16 protein-coding genes, 1 pseudogene and 1 riboswitch are annotated in these 17,580 nt (G+C 44.7%); of the genes and pseudogenes, 12 read left to right on the forward strand and 5 right to left on the reverse strand.

From position 1 onward, the window contains the following. From gatA to A3762_RS09805, 3 genes are all read left to right on the forward strand, one after another. Nucleotides 1-1,401: Asp-tRNA(Asn)/Glu-tRNA(Gln) amidotransferase subunit GatA (gene gatA / locus A3762_RS09795; RefSeq protein ID WP_068755211.1), on the forward strand; the 1,401-nt coding region annotated here is incomplete at its 5' end. 15 nt (nt 1,402-1,416) lie between these two features. Next, on the forward strand, nt 1,417-2,865 hold the full coding sequence (gatB, locus tag A3762_RS09800; RefSeq protein ID WP_068755213.1) for an Asp-tRNA(Asn)/Glu-tRNA(Gln) amidotransferase subunit GatB: 1,449 nt from the start codon (nt 1,417-1,419) through the stop codon (nt 2,863-2,865). A gap of 169 nt (nt 2,866-3,034) precedes the next feature. Further along, nucleotides 3,035-3,439: an MAPEG family protein gene (locus A3762_RS09805; protein WP_068476116.1), complete on the forward strand. Its 405-nt coding sequence runs from the start codon at nt 3,035-3,037 to the stop codon at nt 3,437-3,439. 38 nt (nt 3,440-3,477) lie between these two features. Here the strand turns inward: A3762_RS09805 and A3762_RS09810 are convergent, their stop codons facing one another. Next, entirely contained in the window at nt 3,478-4,044 is a 567-nt protein-coding gene (locus tag A3762_RS09810; RefSeq protein ID WP_068755215.1) for a hypothetical protein, read from the reverse strand. A gap of 54 nt (nt 4,045-4,098) precedes the next feature. Next, nucleotides 4,099-4,833, reverse strand: coding sequence for a hypothetical protein (locus A3762_RS09815; protein ID WP_156493367.1), 735 nt, complete (start codon nt 4,831-4,833; stop codon nt 4,099-4,101). A gap of 181 nt (nt 4,834-5,014) precedes the next feature. Between A3762_RS09815 and A3762_RS09820 the strand changes: the two genes are divergently transcribed. Further along, nucleotides 5,015-5,473: a MaoC family dehydratase gene (locus A3762_RS09820; protein ID WP_068755218.1), complete on the forward strand. Its 459-nt coding sequence runs from the start codon at nt 5,015-5,017 to the stop codon at nt 5,471-5,473. Between the two features lie 82 nt (nt 5,474-5,555). Further along, the gene (locus A3762_RS09825; protein WP_068755220.1) at nt 5,556-5,939 is read left to right on the forward strand and encodes a DUF2750 domain-containing protein; all 384 of its coding nucleotides are present in this window, start codon (nt 5,556-5,558) and stop codon (nt 5,937-5,939) included. 75 nt (nt 5,940-6,014) lie between these two features. On the opposite strand, the gene A3762_RS09830 is transcribed toward A3762_RS09825, so the two are convergent. The 3 genes from A3762_RS09830 to A3762_RS09840 all read right to left on the reverse strand — a co-directional run bounded on the left by A3762_RS09830 (nt 6,015) and on the right by A3762_RS09840 (nt 11,281). After that, nucleotides 6,015-7,160, reverse strand: a complete 1,146-nt coding sequence (locus A3762_RS09830; protein WP_068476121.1) for a ribonucleotide-diphosphate reductase subunit beta — start codon at nt 7,158-7,160, stop codon at nt 6,015-6,017. A gap of 41 nt (nt 7,161-7,201) precedes the next feature. Then, nucleotides 7,202-10,120, reverse strand: a complete 2,919-nt coding sequence (locus A3762_RS09835) for a ribonucleoside-diphosphate reductase subunit alpha (protein WP_068755222.1) — start codon at nt 10,118-10,120, stop codon at nt 7,202-7,204. A gap of 164 nt (nt 10,121-10,284) precedes the next feature. Continuing rightward, nucleotides 10,285-10,506, reverse strand: a riboswitch (cobalamin riboswitch). A gap of 163 nt (nt 10,507-10,669) precedes the next feature. Then, a complete protein-coding gene (locus A3762_RS09840) occupies nt 10,670-11,281 on the reverse strand; it encodes a Yip1 family protein (protein WP_068474695.1) in 612 nt (203 codons plus the stop codon). Nucleotides 11,282-11,554: 273 nt separating this feature from the next. Between A3762_RS09840 and A3762_RS09845 the strand changes: the two genes are divergently transcribed. From A3762_RS09845 to A3762_RS09880, 7 genes and pseudogenes are all read left to right on the forward strand, one after another. Then, complete coding sequence (locus A3762_RS09845; RefSeq protein ID WP_068476123.1) at nt 11,555-11,815, forward strand: VF530 family DNA-binding protein; 261 nt, start codon at nt 11,555-11,557, stop codon at nt 11,813-11,815. Further along, on the forward strand, nt 11,808-12,191 hold the full coding sequence (locus tag A3762_RS09850) for a DUF2750 domain-containing protein (RefSeq protein WP_068755224.1): 384 nt from the start codon (nt 11,808-11,810) through the stop codon (nt 12,189-12,191). Before A3762_RS09845 ends, A3762_RS09850 begins: the two co-directional genes overlap by 8 nt. Nucleotides 12,192-12,824: 633 nt before the next feature. Next, entirely contained in the window at nt 12,825-13,898 is a 1,074-nt protein-coding gene (locus A3762_RS09855) for an extracellular solute-binding protein (protein WP_068476125.1), read from the forward strand. Nucleotides 13,899-13,980: 82 nt separating this feature from the next. Beyond that, nucleotides 13,981-15,063: an ABC transporter ATP-binding protein gene (locus tag A3762_RS09860; protein WP_068476126.1), complete on the forward strand. Its 1,083-nt coding sequence runs from the start codon at nt 13,981-13,983 to the stop codon at nt 15,061-15,063. A 19-nt stretch (nt 15,064-15,082) separates the two neighbouring features. Further along, the gene (locus A3762_RS09865) at nt 15,083-15,949 is read left to right on the forward strand and encodes an ABC transporter permease (RefSeq protein ID WP_068476127.1); all 867 of its coding nucleotides are present in this window, start codon (nt 15,083-15,085) and stop codon (nt 15,947-15,949) included. Between the two features lie 9 nt (nt 15,950-15,958). Then, entirely contained in the window at nt 15,959-16,810 is an 852-nt protein-coding gene (locus A3762_RS09870) for an ABC transporter permease (RefSeq protein ID WP_068476128.1), read from the forward strand. A 415-nt stretch (nt 16,811-17,225) separates the two neighbouring features. Further along, nucleotides 17,226-17,534: pseudogene (locus tag A3762_RS09880) on the forward strand (antibiotic biosynthesis monooxygenase). Nucleotides 17,535-17,580: the final 46 nt, after the last annotated feature.

The raw sequence follows: 17,580 nt of genomic DNA on the forward strand, positions 1-17,580 counted from the left end.
GCCTATCTTGATCGCATCGAAAAACTAGACAGCAAAATCAATAGTTATATTACCGTCTCAAAAGAACAAGCACTTGCTGATGCAGCAGCTGCTGACGAGAAAATCGCCGCTGGCGATACCGGTTTATGGACGGGCATTCCCTTCGCACACAAAGACATCTTTTGTACGGAAGGCACCCTAACTACCTGTGGTTCAAAAATGCTTCATAACTTCGAACCACCTTACAACGCGACAGTCGTTCAAAACTTCATCGATGCAGGCGCGGTTTGTTTGGGTAAAACCAACATGGATGAGTTCGCGATGGGCTCAACGAATGAGAGCAGCTACTACGGAAAAGTGATTAACCCGTGGAGCGGTGACAAACACCTCGTTCCCGGCGGTTCATCTGGCGGCTCAGCTGCAGCAGTAGCCGCGCGCTTGGCACCCGTTGCAACAGGCACAGATACCGGCGGCTCGATCCGTCAGCCGGCAGCCTTTTGTGGTCTAACTGGAGTAAAGCCAACATACGGGCGCGTTTCACGTTACGGCATGATTGCTTTCGCATCGAGCCTTGATCAAGGTGGCCCAATGGCAAAAACTGCTGAAGACTGTGCGGCAATGCTGCAAGTTATGGCGGGTCATGACGCAAAAGACTCAACTAGTATCGACAAAGAAGTGCCAGACTACTTGGCGGCTCTATCTGGTGATTTGAGCGGTCTGAAAATTGGTCTTCCAAAAGAGTACTTTAACGAGCACCTCAATCCTGAAATCGCAAAAGTACTCGATGAAGCGATTGAAGTTCTTAAAGGCAAAGGCGTTGAGTTTAAAGAAGTTTCGCTTCCTAACAGCCAGCTTGGTGTACCAGCGTATTACGTCATTGCTCCAGCAGAAGCCTCCGCTAACCTAAGCCGTTTTGATGGCGTCCGTTATGGCTACCGCTGTGAAGAGCCGAATGACTTAATGGATATGTACTTACGCAGTCGTTCTGAAGGTTTTGGCGATGAGGTAAAACGCCGTATTATGGTTGGCACATATGCGCTTTCAGCCGGTTACTACGACGCTTACTACAACAAAGCAATGCAAGTTCGCCGCCTGATCAAGAACGACTTTGAAAATGCATTCAAAGACGTCGATTTTATTCTCGGCCCAACTACGCCATCACCTGCTTTTGGTTTTGGCGAGAAAGGCGACGACCCCGTACAAATGTACCTAGAAGACGTTTATACCATCACGGCAAACCTTGCAGGCATTCCGGCAATGTCTCTACCGGCCGGCACAGTAGACGGCCTTCCTTGTGGTATTCAATTGCTCGGAGACTACTTCGACGAAGCACGCATGCTCAACGTTGGTTATGCCTTCCAGCAAGAAACGGAATGGCACAAACAACGTCCTGAAAATTCACTAACCGAGCTAAGCGCTTAAGCCGAGGAGACAACTATGGAATGGGAAACCGTCATCGGGCTTGAAGTACACGTTCAGCTCGCTACTAAATCAAAGATTTTTTCAGGCTCATCAACTGCCTTTGGTGCAGAGCCAAACACACAGGCAAGCGCAGTTGATTTAGCACTACCTGGTACATTACCTGTGCCAAACGAGCAGGCTTTCCGCTATGCAACCATGTTCGGTTTAGCGATCGATGCCGACATCTGCAAGCGCAGTGTATTTGAGCGTAAAAACTACTTCTACCCTGACCTTCCGAAAGGCTATCAAACGACTCAGCTTGATGCGCCAATCGTTGGTGCAGGTGTTGTTGAAATCACACTGAAAGATGGCAGCAAGAAGAACATCCGCATTCACCATGCACACCTTGAAGAAGATGCGGGTAAATCACTACACGAAGACTACGATGGCATGTCAGGCATCGATTTGAACCGTGCTGGAACGCCATTGATCGAAATCGTGAGTGAACCGGACATGCGCAATGCGGAAGAAGCGGTAGAATTTGCTAAAACACTGCACAGCATTGTGACTTCACTTGGAATTTGTGATGGTGAAATGTCGCAAGGTTCAATGCGTTTTGACGTTAACATCTCTGTGCGTCTAAAAGGCCAAGAGGAATTTGGCACGCGAACTGAAACCAAAAACCTCAACTCTTTCCGCTTTATGGAACAAGCGATTGCTCTCGAAGTTGAACGTCAAATCGATGTGCTTGAGGAAGGTGGAGAAATCGTTCAAGAAACACGCTTGTACGATGGCGACAAACATGTTGCACGTTCTATGCGAAGCAAAGAGGAAGCAAACGACTACCGTTACTTCCCGTGCCCCGACCTCCTGCCAGTGGTGTTGACGGATGAGTACATCGAAGAAGTTCGTGCTCAAATGCCAGAATTGCCCGCTGCGCGCAAAGAGCGTTTTGTATCTGAGTTCTCACTAAGTGATTACGACGCTGGCATTCTCTCGGCAGATGCTGGTTTAGCATCTCTATTCGAGACTTCAGCAAACCTCTCAGGCGATGCAAAACTTTCTGCTAACTGGGTAATGGGTGAATTCAGTGCTCGCTTAAACGCAGATGATGTTAGCGCAGCCAATGCACCTATTTCTGGTGAAGCATTAGGTCAATTAGTGCTACGCGTGAAGGACAACACCGTTTCTTCTTCGGGCGCTAAGAAAGTATTTGAGAAACTATGGAGCCAAAAATGTTCAGACGTGGATCAAATCATCGATGCAGAAGGCTTGAAGCAGGTGTCTGATACGGGTGCTCTTGAAGCAATGGTTGATGAAGTGCTTGCAGGTATGGCTGATCAAATCGCGCAGTACAAAGCAGCCGACGAAAAGAAACGTAAGAAATTGATGGGAAGCTTTATGGGCCCATTAATGAAAGCGTCTAAAGGTCAAGGTAACCCGAAACTGTTTAACGAAATTCTCGCGAAGAAGTTAAACGACTAGTCTAGCTCTCAAATTTTGTAGGCCTAGATTGGGGTCAGAGTGCTTTCACTCTGACCCCAGCCATTAAAGCTCAAACTCAAACTCAAAAATATTACCTCTCACGTAATTTATTTCCCTCCACTTTTGAGCGACACTCATTACATTGGCTCTTTTATTCAAGGACTTTGTAATGACACAAACAGAACTCGCGCTTCTCGGATTTATCAGCTGGTTTATATTTCTAGTTATTGCAATTGAGATATACCGAACAATAGTCGTTGTAAAAACAGGTAAAGCAGTGAACAGCTTCTCATTGAGTGGTGCCGACATATCCCCCTTGATGGAAAGACTCAGTCGAGCCCATGCGAATTGCTATGAGTCATTTCCCTTCCTAGGTGGAACTCTTCTCTTTTCTATCTCTACAGCAAGCCAAGAAATCACCAACAGCCTCGCGCTATATTTGTTAGCCGCGCGCATTGCACAGTCGCTTCTTCATGCAGCTTCATCAAGTAACATCATCGTGCAGTGTCGTTTTCTATGCTTTTGCGCGCAAATAGGTATCGTGTGTTATTGGTTAAGCCAATACTTCCTGTAAACAAAAAAGGCCGCTTTTCAGCGACCTCTGCATACGTACTATCGTCTCCACCAATCCCAGTCATATCGGAACTGCCAAACATCATTATCGACTTTCGTAAATCCAATGGGATCGAACGGATCAAAGGTTTCTCGATCACCACCAAATGTAAAGATACTCGGCTGGAACCTTCCATTCGCAAAATACACAGGAAATGCCGCTAGATCATACTTAATATCTTCTGGTAACTGCGTATTCCAAGGTTGTCCAGCCGGACCTGAGAGCTGTTTCCACGTTCGGCCATTTTTGCTCACCCAAACATCGATAGGATTAGCCGCTGCAAATGGGTCCTGCGGATTAGTACTCAAACCAAAGCCACCAAAGCATACAAAACTACCAAAGAGTACCTCGCACTGATGTCCCGGCCGTGGAGCCCAACCTGCGTCAGCAGTTAAAAACTCCCAGTGCTTACCATTCTTACTACGCCAGACATCGTTGTAATATGGCGGACAACGATCGCCCGAATCACATGTAAAGCCATCCTCTCCACCAAGCATATACATGTACTTGCCTTTGCTGACAACAATGCCTCCAGCACGTGGAGTCCAAGGCGCGGAATCCGTCATCAATTCCCAATTTCGGCCGTCTCTTGAACGGTATACATCGTTGTAGTAGATACGCTAAGGATCCGCTTGAACAATAATCGACAAATCATCATTAAACGATCCACCCATTACATAGATGTAGCCACGGTGCGATACCGGGCTTAAGCCTGCACGCTTAGACCAAGCAGCATCATTTGTCATGAGCTGCCAATTTGCGCCGTCTTTACTACGCCAAACGTCGTTGAAAAAGTTTGAAGCCAGTTTAAAAGGGAAACATGGAAACGCAGGAGGCCCGCTGGCACCATCACCAGGGAACCCACCGTCACTTGGGAATCCACCATCGCTAGGAATATCAAACAGTGGCTGACCTCCATCACTTGGTGGACAATCATTCGGCACTGCCGTCGAATCTTGGCCCCCGATCACATACATGTAACGCCCTTTCGTTACAGCTTGAAAGTCAGCGCGCGCGGCCCAAGGCGCCTCTCCATCTAGCGAAGCAGGCAACCATGTCTGGCCTGCATCGCCACTCTTCCAGACATCATTACGAAATTCGCTATCGCCAAACGCTAAAGGAAACTGTTTGGGTATCCGACCACCAATAACATAAAAATTTCCACGCAAGCTGACAGCGGCCAACCCCGCCCATGGCTCCCAACCTGTGTTGATGCCGTCGTTAACTTCATGCCACTCAAATTTATTAAAGAAACGCGCTTCATCTGCTTTTGCGCTAGAAACCATCACTGACAAAATCAGGAGTAAAACTCCCAAAGAATAATACTTAATACTGCTGAACTGACTCTCCATCACGATATTCTCCGTATTTGCTTTTTATTGTTCGAAAATCACGATGAATCGCTCGGATTAGATCATTAAATAACCAGTCCTGACAATCTTTGTAGCATTGACACGGTGATTCAAACCACTCAATTTAAGATATTGGACTTAACCGCGCCGCAACTAAACCAGTAAAAATATACAGAGACGGTTGATGAAAGTAATAAGAAAAGAAGACCTGAATAACTACATCGGTATAGAAATGTCACCGACAGACTGGTTCACCGTAACACAAGAACAAATCAATCAATTCGCTGACTGCACTCTCGACCACCAATTCATTCACGTTGATGAGGAGAAAGCGAAAAACACACCTTTCGGATCGACCATCGCTCATGGTTTGTTATCGCTATCGATGCTGCCGCACTTCGCGCAACGCTTTGCATACATGATCGAGGGTACTTTCATGGGTGTGAACTATGGATTCGACAAAGTACGCTTTATACATCCCGTAAAAGTAGGTAGTCGTATTCGTGCGCAAGCAAAGCTAACACATGCAGAAGAAAAAGCACCGGGACGTTATATGTTTAAAATGGATGTCACGATTGAAATTGAAGGCAAAAAGAAACCTGCCTTAAAAGCGGTTTGGATAGCGATGCAGATGGTCGCCTAAGCCGTATAATCCCACTTAAATTTAAAACGTATCGAGCGTTTGTTCGCTTCGCTAAAAAGTATATCGCAAAGAGAGTTAAAAGATGGATCAAGAGAATATGCAAGCAATCTATGAAATGGATAGCGAAGGTCGCTATGACTTCACCATAAGCTATGTGGTTGAGGAACGTGAGATCTGGATTCTCGTGAACAATGATAAGCAATTTCTAAAGATATTTTCTGAAGATGAAAATTTTGAGTACTTGCCGATTTGGCCGACCGAAGAATTAGCTCTGGCCTACGCAAAAAATGAATCAGAGCTTGAAGCCTTGAGTATATCTCTTCCAGATTTCTTTAATAAATGGGTCGTCGGTCTAGAAAAAGATGGACTAGAGATTGGAGTATTTCCTGGCACAGACTCGACTATATGGGTCACAGAGCCAAATATTCTCAAAAAAGATCTACAAGAAGAATTAGCAAATCTTTAGTAGCAGATAAACTTGTTGCGAAATTCAACTAAGTTTATCTGCTATTAATCGCTTAAGCAGCCTTCTAATGATTCGCTACCACGATAATGAAGCGCCGGTTTGATATTCAGTGACACGCGTTTCAAAGAAGTTCTTCTCTTTACGCAAGGCAGCTTGCTCATCCAACCAAGGTAAGGCGTTTTGAGCACCAGGAAATGGCTGCTCAAGTTTTAACTGTTTCGCTCTTCGATTCGCAATAAACCTGAATTGCTCAACGTGGTCCTCTGCTGTATAGCCCAAAATCGGATCTCGAAGTAAATAACCCGCATAGGCTTTTTCCGCCGCTTCAGACTCTTCCCACATTAGTTTCACAGCTTTTGGATCAAGAGAAATGTTCTCTTCCACCATAATCTGTTTAACCACCTTAATACCAAACGCCGCGTGCATTACTTCGTCTCGCATAATGTACTGCAACTGCTCTGCCGTGCCTTTCATTAAGCCACGTCGTTGAAGTGCAAAAATCGGGCTAAATCCGTTATAGAACCAACACCCTTCGAATACGCCAGCAAAGAAGGTATATGAGAGCATAAACTGTTCGAGATCATCACGATTTTTAAGATCCATCTCTGTCGTCAACACTGCATTTAAGCGGCGATTTGCGAGTCGAATCTTGCTGTAGATTTCAGGAACAACACGGTAGCGGTTGTATATCTCACTCTGATCCAAACCAATGGTTTCGATACAGTGCTGATACGTCCATGTATGCATCGCCTCTTCAAACACCTGACGTGCTTGATAAATTTGTAGTTCTGGCGCGCTCATTTTCTCCATGACCGCAAGGCCAATATTCCGCATCGCTAAGATATCTGAGGTTGTCAGATACGCGAGTACGTTCTCAAAAACATGGCGCTCTTCGACCGTAAGTTTATGGTGATAGTCATGAACATCTTGCGACATATTTACGTCTAAAGGCGTCCAGTGATTTTTGTTAGCGTTCAAGAAATATTGCCAAGCCCAAGGATACTTGAATGGCGCGAGTTGGTTCACATCAGCTTCGCCATTTACAACGCGCTTATCTTCCATACGCACGGGAGGAAGCGCTTCGAGTACGAACTCCTCTTCTTTCGCATGATCTGCGATGTTCGTGACGATACTTGGTTGTGCCTGTGAAGGGATTGCCGCTGCAAGCGGGTCATCCCAATTTGGCGTTGCTGTACTTGTTTTTTTGTTCGTGAATGACATAGTCGGTCCTCAAATATAATTCGGTTTCAATGCGCTCAAACTTATTGGCAAGCTTCGCAGTCGGGTTCGAGAATTGAACACATCTTTGGCGCTTCTTGCCCTTTCGCCAACTCAAAATCATTTCCCGCTTTCTGAGTAGTCTGCGGATTGTGATTTGATAAGCTTCCCTGAACTTCGTTTTGGCTAGCACTTCCAACTACCGTCGAAGTTTGCTCAGCAACCCCTTGATCAACTGGCGTGCTGTTTTTCTCAGTGTGCGTTGCACCCAGCGAACGTAAGTAATAGGTCGTTTTTAAACCGCGGCTCCACGCCGTTTTGTAGAGGTTGTCCAGCTTTTTACCTGAGGGTTCCGACATATAAAGATTCACGCTCTGTGCTTGATCAATCCATTTCTGACGACGTGCTGCCGCTTCCACTAACCAATGCGGTTCTATCTCGAAAGCAGTTGAATACAGTGCCTTGATGTTCTCTGGAATACGATCAATTTTCTTAACACTGCCATCGAAATATTTAAGATCATTGACCATCGCTGCATCCCAAAGATTTTCACGTTTGAGCGCCTCAACAAGCCATGGATTCACAACCGTAAATTCACCGGACAGGTTGGATTTAACAAATAGATTTTGATAGGTCGGTTCAATCGATTGCGACACACCAATAATGTTGGAGATCGTAGCGGTTGGCGCGATAGCCATCACATTTGAGTTGCGTATTCCCTCCTTTTTAATCTTCTGACGCAGGCCATCCCAATCTAAGGTTTGACTGTAATCACAAACGGTATAACGCTCGCCGCGCTCTTGGCTGAGTTTATAAAGCGAGTCGATAGGAAGAATGCCCTGATCCCATAGTGAGCCTTCAAAACTTTCATAGGCTCCACGTTCCTTTGCTAATGCACTCGAAGTTTCTAGTGCATAGTACGAAATAAGCTCCATAGATTGATCAGCAAAATAAACAGCTTCAGCACTCGAGTAAGGAATACCCAGTTTATATAAAGCATCCTGAAAACCCATTAAACCGAGGCCGATAGGACGATGTCGTAAATTAGATGCTTCGGCCTGTGGACATGCGTAGTAATTAATGTCGACCACATTATCAAGCATTCGGATAGCAGTTCGGATCGTCTTTTGGAGACGTTCTCTATCCAACTCGCCGTCCTGAATGTGATTCACAAGGTTGATAGAACCAAGATTGCACACGGCGATTTCATCTTCACTGGTATTGAGCGTAATCTCCGTGCAGAGATTGGAAGAATGCACTACGCCAACGTGTTGCTGCGGCGAACGAATGTTGCAAGGATCTTTGAAAGTAATCCATGGATGCCCAGTTTCGAATAGCATCGAGAGCATTTTACGCCATAGATCTAATGCGGGAATACGCTTAGAGAGTTTAATCTCCCCGATTTCAGCTTTACGCTCATATTCTTCATAACGCTTTTCAAATGCCTGACCAGTTAAGTCGTGCAGGTCTGGAACATCATTAGGAGAAAACAAGGTCCAATCTTGCTCCTCAAACACGCGCTTCATAAAAAGATCTGGAATCCAATTAGCGGTGTTCATATCGTGTGTGCGACGTCTCTCATCCCCTGTATTTTTTCTAAGATCGAGAAAGTCTTCGATATCTAAATGCCAGCTTTCCAAGTATGCACAAACGGCTCCTTTGCGTTTACCGCCTTGGTTCACTGCAACAGCCGTGTCATTTACAACTTTAAGGAACGGCACGACCCCCTGAGACTGGCCATTAGTTCCCTTGATGTGCGCGCCTAGCGAGCGAACATTAGTCCAATCATTACCCAATCCACCTGCCCATTTTGAGAGCAAGGCATTGTCACGCAAAGCGTCATATATACCGCTCAAGTCATCTGGAACAGTGGTCAGATAGCACGATGATAGTTGAGGTCTTAACGTTCCGGAATTGAACAAGGTGGGGGTTGAGCTCATATAATCAAACGATGACAAGAGGTCATAAAATTCAATTGCACGCGCTGTAGGGTCATCCTCATTTAGCGCGAGCCCCATTGCGACTCGCATAAAAAAGGTTTGCGGCAATTCAATACGCGTTTCTTCATGATGAATAAAGTAACGATCGTATAAAGTCTGTAACCCTAAATAGGTAAACTGGTTGTCACGCTCTGGTTTGAGCGCATCGGCAAGCATCTCTATATTGAAGGAATCTAACTTAGAATCGATAAGCTCTTCTTGAATGCCAAAACGGATGCCCGCTTCGAATATTTCAGCATACGCATTACTCGCATCTTCTATCGCAGCAGGCAAGTAAACATTCAATGCCTTACCCACCTCGCTCATTAACGAATCCAACAACAACCTTGCACTAACAAACGAATAATTCGGCTCTGACTCGATCAAAGGTCGCGCAGCCATAATAAGCGCTGTACCAATATCTTCCTCTTTAATGCCGTGATACAGGTTGCGATAGCTCAAATCTAATAAATGATCTGCATCAACGCCTTCAAGGCCTCTGCACACCTGAGAAATCAAAGCGCGAATACGACCAATGTTTAATGGCGCCTCAGAGCCATCATTGCGTTGCATTTTGAAGCGAGGATGTGCCTCTTCGCTAGGCTGTTGATCTTTACGCTGCTGAGCGTGCTCCTCACGGTACAAAACATAAGCCCGTGCAACTTTCTGCATCCCTTGACGCATCAAGCCTAGCTCAACTTGATCTTGTATATCCTCGATATTGATCGAGCCGCCAGATGGATATTGCTTTTCAAAGCGACCATGAATACCACTTACAATCTGATCGGCAAGCTGCTTAACGTGGCTTGCATCCGCATGATCATGATCCTCTGCGGCCAATATTGCTTTGGTGATTGCGACTGCTATTTTGTCACTATTATATGAATCGAGAGTCCCATCGCGCTTGATCACTTTAAGCTGGAAATTAGAAGTGTTTGAGACTGGTTTGATATTAGGATCAGAGAGTGCATTTGGAGTTGTCATAATTAATTCTCATCGCGTTTCGGTCAACTAGACCAATAACCCTTCGCCATAAAAATCTATATGAACAGCACACACAGTGAGACAACCAATAAAGCTGCCATTGCCAATAATGCTGTCTTTCGATCACCCTATAGTCGCGAAGGTATGAAAGCCCATTTATCTTGTGATAAATGGGTTGCTTTGGCAGGTCTTCGGACTTATGGGCGTGTGTTAAATCTAACGATTATCCTACAGCGACGACTTCCCAGAATTTTACGTTCCAGTGCCTAATGCGTGTAGCTATCTTGCTTCGCATTATGTCGCTTTCGTTCCCAATTACCGCTGCGCGTCAGTTCTGGATTTTCACCAGATTCTCTCTTAGCACAACTAATTCAGAGACATTCTTACGTGTCTATTTAGTAGATGTGAACCAATGCAAAACACAATATATAGGCATTTTTAATAACAAACAACAATATATTGTTTAAAACAATGCCGGCTACGAATCTTAGGTATAAAAAAGCCGCAAATCTCATGAGAGCATTTGCGGCTCGATTTAGTCTCTACCTATTATCCGCCAATAAATTCTGGCCCTATACCCAACGACCAAATAATTACCGTTGCGACACGCGTTGAGACAAGATAAACGAGCGCGACTGCGAGAATCGCCCCTTCGAAGAAAAACGCTCTATCTTCTGAAATACGCATCACGATCGGAAGACCCTTGTGTAGAAGAACCCCTGCGCATGCGGCAGCAAATACAAATACTAAGGCGTTGACCCAAAAGACAGGATATAACAGCGAAAAACCACCTAAAAACAGAGGCGTGCATGCGTATGCCATGAGTGCAATTCCGTTTGCAGCTTGCTCGTCATGCTCAGCTCCGTAGGTCTGAGCCATCCAGTCGATCATGTAGCCAATAAAAAATACTCCCAGCAGCATCGTTAGATATGTTAACCCGCACAAGAGGAATGCGCTGTCTGCGGTCAACTTCGTGACGGCCCCATCACCGATTGTCCAACCAACTACAGTGGTAGAATAATAAGCACACAGAGGCCCGATGGCGGCCAATATGCAGGTGTACGCGACAAAGATCCTTGTCGGCATGGAATGCTCTTTTTTGATTTCTTGCCACTCTCTAGTAGGGTGAGTGGCCAATCCAAACATATGTGAAAGCAACATAGTTAGCTCCTCCGCTGGGCTCCGTTCTTACAGTACATAAAGATAGTCGCAATCAGATTCACTTGTTTAGATCACTTTTACTTAAAGAAATGCTGTTTAGACGCTAAAGGAATACAAGCACTTAGTTAACTATGCTAATTCCCTCTTGCATAAGCGATTTCATGCATCACTTGCCGCAAGACCTCTACGCCACTTAGAATCTAGGCAATTTCAACGAACCGGCTGTTTTTAGCTATAGTGTTTTGCATTCAACAAAAGGAAAACGACACTCACATGAGTCAGGAACAACCAAACAATCCTCTTCATGGCATCACGCTGGCTACGATTGTAGAAAAACTTTATGAGCATTATGGTTGGGATGGATTAGCGAGCCGCGTCAGTATCAATTGCTTCAAGAAAGATCCATCGATTAAATCATCGCTAAAATTCTTGCGTCGCACGCCATGGGCTCGTACTAAAGTAGAACAGCTTTATTTGTCTACTTTTAACACCCCATCCCCTTCGCCTTGGGAAAATTGGAAAAAACATGACTAAACAAAGCCTCGAACAACTTAGCGCGATGGAACCTGAAGATCGCTACGATTACACCATCGAACAAATATTAGAGCATAAACAGCTTTGGGTATTAATTAATGCTCAGCAAGACTTTATTACGATCAACTATGAAGAAGACGCGTTTAGCTACCTTCCAATGTGGCCGAGTAAAGAAGCTGCCGTTGCTATTTCTGAGTTTGATCAAGAGGTAACGGCCATCGCGATTCCTGTTGATACGTTTATTGATGACCTTGCTGAAGAGCTAGATCAAGCAAAGATAGAAATTGGTGTGTTCCCAGGTGCTGATACAAGCGTATGGGTATGTGACGCCACCGATTTTAAACATGAAATTAAAGACGCACTTAAGAGCTTATAAGCATGCAAATATCATCCGAAATCCCCTTGCTAGAAAATATATTTAGCCAATGGAAAGAACTCATTGCTGATGACTACTTAGACTATCGAAATCACTGCTATCGCTTGATTCACTGCTGCTTCGCACTGCACGATTGTACGGAAGAAGATAAATTAAATAAGCAGTCCAGCCACTTTATGATCAAGAAAATTAATTCTTGCTGATTTATTCTTCCCCGGCTCAGGCGGTGAGTCGTAATCCAATATATGGACAGCACAAGCAATGAATTCAAAGCCCAAAAAATTAGTTTCATTAAGTACGGCCATTACCAAATTAAGAGCCATAGTGGCGACTCTTAATACCCCTTTTTTGTCCCTGCCTAGACATACTCCAAAAGATACCTCCTTTAATGTATTTATTCAGATGAATTAAACTACCAATAGTCACGAACTCCACAAGTAATAATCTTTTCCAAATAGTTTTATCACCGCATTTTCGCTGTCACAAAACTGTCTATGTTATCGACTATAGTTCGGCACGACGCTTCATTTGTGTCTTATGCTGTATAGGGAAACCTCCCAACACGGATGCGTCGTCTTTACTAGCAACCGATTGAGGCTGCAATCAATACGATAAAAAGGGGTAATATCCAGAATGAAAGCAATAAAGAAACTTACCACTGGTGCAGTATCTGCAGCCATCTTGCTTGGAGCGTCGCAATTCGCAAGTGCGGAAACGCTTCGGCTCTTAACTTGGGGCGGATATGCTCCAGATGAAGTTATCGCACAATTTAAAGCCGAAACTGGCATTGACGTTGAGGTAACTAAGTCAAACAACGAAGATATGATTTCTAAACTGCGTGCGACAGGTGGATCTGGTTTCGACCTTGCGCAACCAAGCCAAGATCGTATTTCAGGTGCGCAAGCGGAGTTTGATATCTACAAGCCGATTGACTTGAGCAAAATCGACAATAGCTTGTTTATCGATTCCATGCTCGAAGCGACAAAAAATACCACGATGTTCGACGGAGATGTATACGGTGTGCCGCATATTTGGGGTACTAGCGGCTTAGTTCTTGATACAAAAATGGCAGCAAGCGTTAAAGACTATGCGGACCTATGTAGCGCGGATGTTGCGGGTAAAGTTTCTTATCGTTTGAAGCGCCCTACCCTGATTGGCTTTGCTTTCTCTATGGGCTTAGATCCATTTGCTGCATATGGCGACACAGCTAAATACCAAGACATCATCAATCAAGTCACTGACAAGCTCATCTCTTGTAAAGCCAATGTTAAAACGTACTGGTCTGGAGGTGATGCACTCATGAATCTCCTCCGCTCTGGAGAAGCGACTGCAGCAATGGCGTGGGATACAGGCGGTTGGAAGCTAAACAAAGAGCTACCTAACGTTACTTTCGTTGCACCAACTTCTGGTGCACTCGGCTGGATCGATACCTTTGTGCTGCCACGTAAAACCAAAGCAGAAGACGCGGCATACAAGTGGATCAACTTTGTAATGCAACCAAAAATCGCAAGTATGATCACGAACGTGGCAGGTAACTTCACAGCATCTAAAGGTGGTGATGTTGAAGTAGACCCCGAGTTACAAAAACGCTTCAAAGCATCGTTCAGCCAAGCTGACATCGATAATATTAAATGGTACCCGACCGTACCTGCTGGTTTAGAAACGATGGAAGGTAAAGCCCTCGATAGAATCAACGCCGCTAAATAGTCACTACGACGACTATTATTTTAAGCAATGAGTCGAGGTCGAAAGACCTCGACGTTCTCTTTTTATGTAGTGGAACGCCCGAATGTCCTGCGATTTAGAATGCCAACACTTAGTAAAGCAATTTGATAAATTTACTGCCGTTGACGATGTATCTTTTTCCATACCCAAAGGTTCCTTCTTTTCAATTCTTGGCCCATCTGGCTGCGGGAAAACCACGCTATTACGAATGATCGCAGGGTTTTACGAGCCGACCTCGGGCGACATAAAAATTAAAGGCAAATCTGTCCTTTCGACACCGCCTAACAAACGCCCTGTCAATCTCGTTTTTCAGCACTTAGCGCTGTTCCCGATGATGAGTGTTGCAGAAAATATTGCTTACGGTCTTCGCCGCAGAAAAGTGGCGAAAGCCGAGATTGATCAGCGTGTAAAAGATTCATTAGAGCGTATTGGTTTGCCAGACGCAGGAAGTAAACGTATTGATCAATTATCTGGCGGGCAAAAACAACGTATTGCCATTGCACGCTGTATGATTCTCAACCCCTCCGTACTTCTTCTTGATGAACCGCTCGGAGCACTCGATCTAAAACTTCGCGAGCATATGAAGGTTGAACTAAAACAACTACAAAGCCAGTTTGATACCACCTTTGTGTACATCACGCATGACCAGTCAGAGGCGCTTGTTATGTCTGATCAAGTTGCGGTCATGAATCATGGTCGCTTTGAACAAGTCGGTACGCCCCAAGAACTTTACTATGAACCACAAACGCCCTTTGTCGCCGACTTTGTTGGAGAAAGTAACCATTGGGAGGCTACAGTCAGCGTACAAGATTCTCAACGCACCACACTAACCACCACGAGCGGTTTATCGATTCAAACCCAAACGACAAGCAATCTTGAAATCGGACAAACAGTGAATATCTATCTTCGTCCCGAATCCATCACATTGGGACAAGAGCAAACTACAGCGGATAATCAACTCCAGGCATCTGTAAAGAGTGTATTGTTCGACGGTGCTAAGAGCCGCGCAATCATGACCAACAACGATGCGGAAGAGATTATTGTTTCCCTACCTCAGACAGGTGAGTTTTCAGATCTTAAGGCAGGCGACAAACTATCATTAAGCTGGCGAGCAGATATCGCCAAAGTATTTACGAACCAAGCTTGAGCGTTTTAGGAAAGATAAAATGAACTCAAGCCAGACACGACTCACCCTGATACTCCTGCTTAGTCCTTTTTTACTTTGGCTAGGCTTACTTGTGATCATCCCTCATATCGATATGTTCTTCTTATCGATTAGAGAAAAAGTTGCCCCTCGAACCTATGAAACAAGCTTGGCAAACTATGCAGAATTTTTTACTGAGCCGTTCTATTGGAATACCTTAGCGAGAACGGCATTTATGTCGATACTTGCCACAGTGCTTACACTAATTATTGCTTTTCCCGTAGCGTATTACATAGCTAAGATGTTGCGTGGAAAAACCAAAAGCATCTTATTTTTACTCTGCCTGTTGCCGTTTTGGGTTAGCGAATTAGTGCGCACCTTTGGTTGGATGATCCTTCTCAGAGAAACTGGAGTTATCTCCTCCTCTCTGCAGTGGCTTGGACTGATCGACGGTCCAATCGAATTTTTATACAACGATGTCACCGTGATGATGGGCTTAATTTACACCTCCATGTTATTTATGGTGGTGCCGTTGGTAAGCACTTTAGATAGTTTAGATGACAGCTTAATTGAAGCGGGTTATGACCTTGGCGGCAGTAAGCTTTCTATCCTGAAAGAGATCGTTATCCCACATTCAATGCCGGGCATAATATCCGGCTGCATTGTCGTATTTATGCTAACGCTCGGTAATTACCTCACACCAATTCTACTCGGAGGTAAATCGAGTATGTGGTTTACCGGTCAGATCTATACCCAGTTTATTACCCGATTTAATTGGGAGCTCGGCGCTGCCTTTGGTTTTTTATTACTTATCGTTTCATCCACCATCGTGTGGCTTGGTTTGAAGCTATCCGGACAAACGCTCGCTTCGACAGTAGCGAAAAGCTAAGGACTTTATATGCTTCCTACTATACCCAGATCAAATCGCTACAACTGGAGCTATCAGCTCTATATCTTCCTATTTTTTGTTTACCTCATTGCGCCATTAGTGGTCGTCGCGAGCTTTGCCTTTAACGACTCCCTGTTTCCGTCACTACCATGGAAAGGCTTTACATGGGATTGGTTTATTAACGATACCCAACCTAAATTAGGCTTATTTCATGATCGTAGCCTAATGAACGGCATTGGCGTTTCATTCTTTGTTGCATGCTGTGTGACTGGACTGAGCATTGCGATCGGCACAAGCAATGCCTTTTTATTTGAACGTTATGAGTTTCGCTTCAAACAATTCGCATACATATTGTTGTTGCTGCCTCTGGTTATTCCGGGCGTCATTCTCGGCATCTCTATTCTCGTATTTTCAAACACGCTTGCTAACGGAGTTGAAGATCATATTGGGTGGGATCTTGAGTTCCTTAGACCAGGGCTATTACTCGTAGTGCTTGGCCAATTCGCCTTTATAACTACGATTGCGACCTTAGTTATTTCGGCTCGGCTGAAAAAGTTTGATAGATCACTTGAGGAAGCCGCCTACAATCTAGGCGCAAGTCGCTTTGAAGTATTACGTACTATTACCTTACCCTACCTCAGGCCAGCCATGCTCGGCGCAGGCGTTGTCGCGTTCTTGATGTCTTTTGAAAATTTCAATACAACACTCATGCTAGTCGGCTCTGATGCCCCCTTAACTATCGCGATGTATGACAGACTTAAAGAAGGATCGACACCAGTCTTAAACGCTGTGTCGTTGTTTCTGATGTTAGGGTCCGCCCTCCTAGCCTTGATTAGTATTTTGGTTCAGAAAGAAAAATAAGGCTGCGAGATCCAAATACCCATATGACCTACAACCAGTTCAATCGATTTTGCGCCAATCTACCCTGCACGAACTATGGTATGCAATGGGGAGGCGCTCATGTTTAGAACTTTTCGCAATCGGAGGTTGGAATGGGGCAAACAAAACGCCTACCTTTTCATTTGAGACTTCCGAACTAGATTTTCAATTTATACAGCACAAAGGTGGTTACCGACCTGCTCCCTATTTTGCGAATCGAGGAACGAAGTGGATTCAATGCACCGACCGTCAAAATGAAGAAGAGCTGCGTTATTATCTCAGCGAGTCACATCGCTTAGCCTCTTTAAACCTCACCAACAAACTTCAAAAAGAACTTCACCTCAACCAATAACAAGGCGTAGTCTTTGTCCTTAATAAATAGCTTAGGAGTACAAACGTGTACATCGCAATGAACCGCTTCAAAATCAAACTGTGTTGTGAGAAAGACTTTATCGAGATCTGGAAGAATCGCGATTCCTTTCTAAGCGAGGTACTAGGATTTAAATCGTTTAATTTACTGCAAGGCGAAACTACCGAAGAATACACCTTGATCTCATCACGTGCAGTTTAGGAGTCGGAAGAAGCATTTCGCGCATGGACCAAATCTGAAGCTTTTCGTAAAGCGCATGCAAATGCGGGCGGCCCATCTTCAAAAGAGCTACATGTCAGTCCTCCTCAATTAGAGTGCTTTGCAGCCGTTATTTAGCTTGTAATCACACAACTAGAATACTGATATCGAAAAGCAGTCTACT

This window comes from Oleiphilus sp. HI0125 (assembly GCF_001635355.1).

Excerpts from the sequence above, each read along its gene's own strand:
- gatB (WP_068755213.1), top strand. The coding sequence starts at position 1,417 with ATGGAATGGGAAACCGTCATCGGGCTTGAAGTACACGTTCAGCTCGCT.
- A3762_RS09805 (WP_068476116.1), top strand. The coding sequence starts at position 3,035 with ATGACACAAACAGAACTCGCGCTTCTCGGATTTATCAGCTGGTTTATA.
- A3762_RS09810 (WP_068755215.1), bottom strand. The coding sequence starts at position 4,044 with ATGACGGATTCCGCGCCTTGGACTCCACGTGCTGGAGGCATTGTTGTC.
- A3762_RS09820 (WP_068755218.1), top strand. The coding sequence starts at position 5,015 with ATGAAAGTAATAAGAAAAGAAGACCTGAATAACTACATCGGTATAGAA.
- A3762_RS09825 (WP_068755220.1), top strand. The coding sequence starts at position 5,556 with ATGGATCAAGAGAATATGCAAGCAATCTATGAAATGGATAGCGAAGGT.
- A3762_RS09830 (WP_068476121.1), bottom strand. The coding sequence starts at position 7,160 with ATGTCATTCACGAACAAAAAAACAAGTACAGCAACGCCAAATTGGGAT.
- A3762_RS09835 (WP_068755222.1), bottom strand. The coding sequence starts at position 10,120 with ATGACAACTCCAAATGCACTCTCTGATCCTAATATCAAACCAGTCTCA.
- A3762_RS09840 (WP_068474695.1), bottom strand. The coding sequence starts at position 11,281 with ATGTTGCTTTCACATATGTTTGGATTGGCCACTCACCCTACTAGAGAG.
- A3762_RS09845 (WP_068476123.1), top strand. The coding sequence starts at position 11,555 with ATGAGTCAGGAACAACCAAACAATCCTCTTCATGGCATCACGCTGGCT.
- A3762_RS09850 (WP_068755224.1), top strand. The coding sequence starts at position 11,808 with ATGACTAAACAAAGCCTCGAACAACTTAGCGCGATGGAACCTGAAGAT.
- A3762_RS09855 (WP_068476125.1), top strand. The coding sequence starts at position 12,825 with ATGAAAGCAATAAAGAAACTTACCACTGGTGCAGTATCTGCAGCCATC.
- A3762_RS09860 (WP_068476126.1), top strand. The coding sequence starts at position 13,981 with ATGTCCTGCGATTTAGAATGCCAACACTTAGTAAAGCAATTTGATAAA.
- A3762_RS09865 (WP_068476127.1), top strand. The coding sequence starts at position 15,083 with ATGAACTCAAGCCAGACACGACTCACCCTGATACTCCTGCTTAGTCCT.
- A3762_RS09870 (WP_068476128.1), top strand. The coding sequence starts at position 15,959 with ATGCTTCCTACTATACCCAGATCAAATCGCTACAACTGGAGCTATCAG.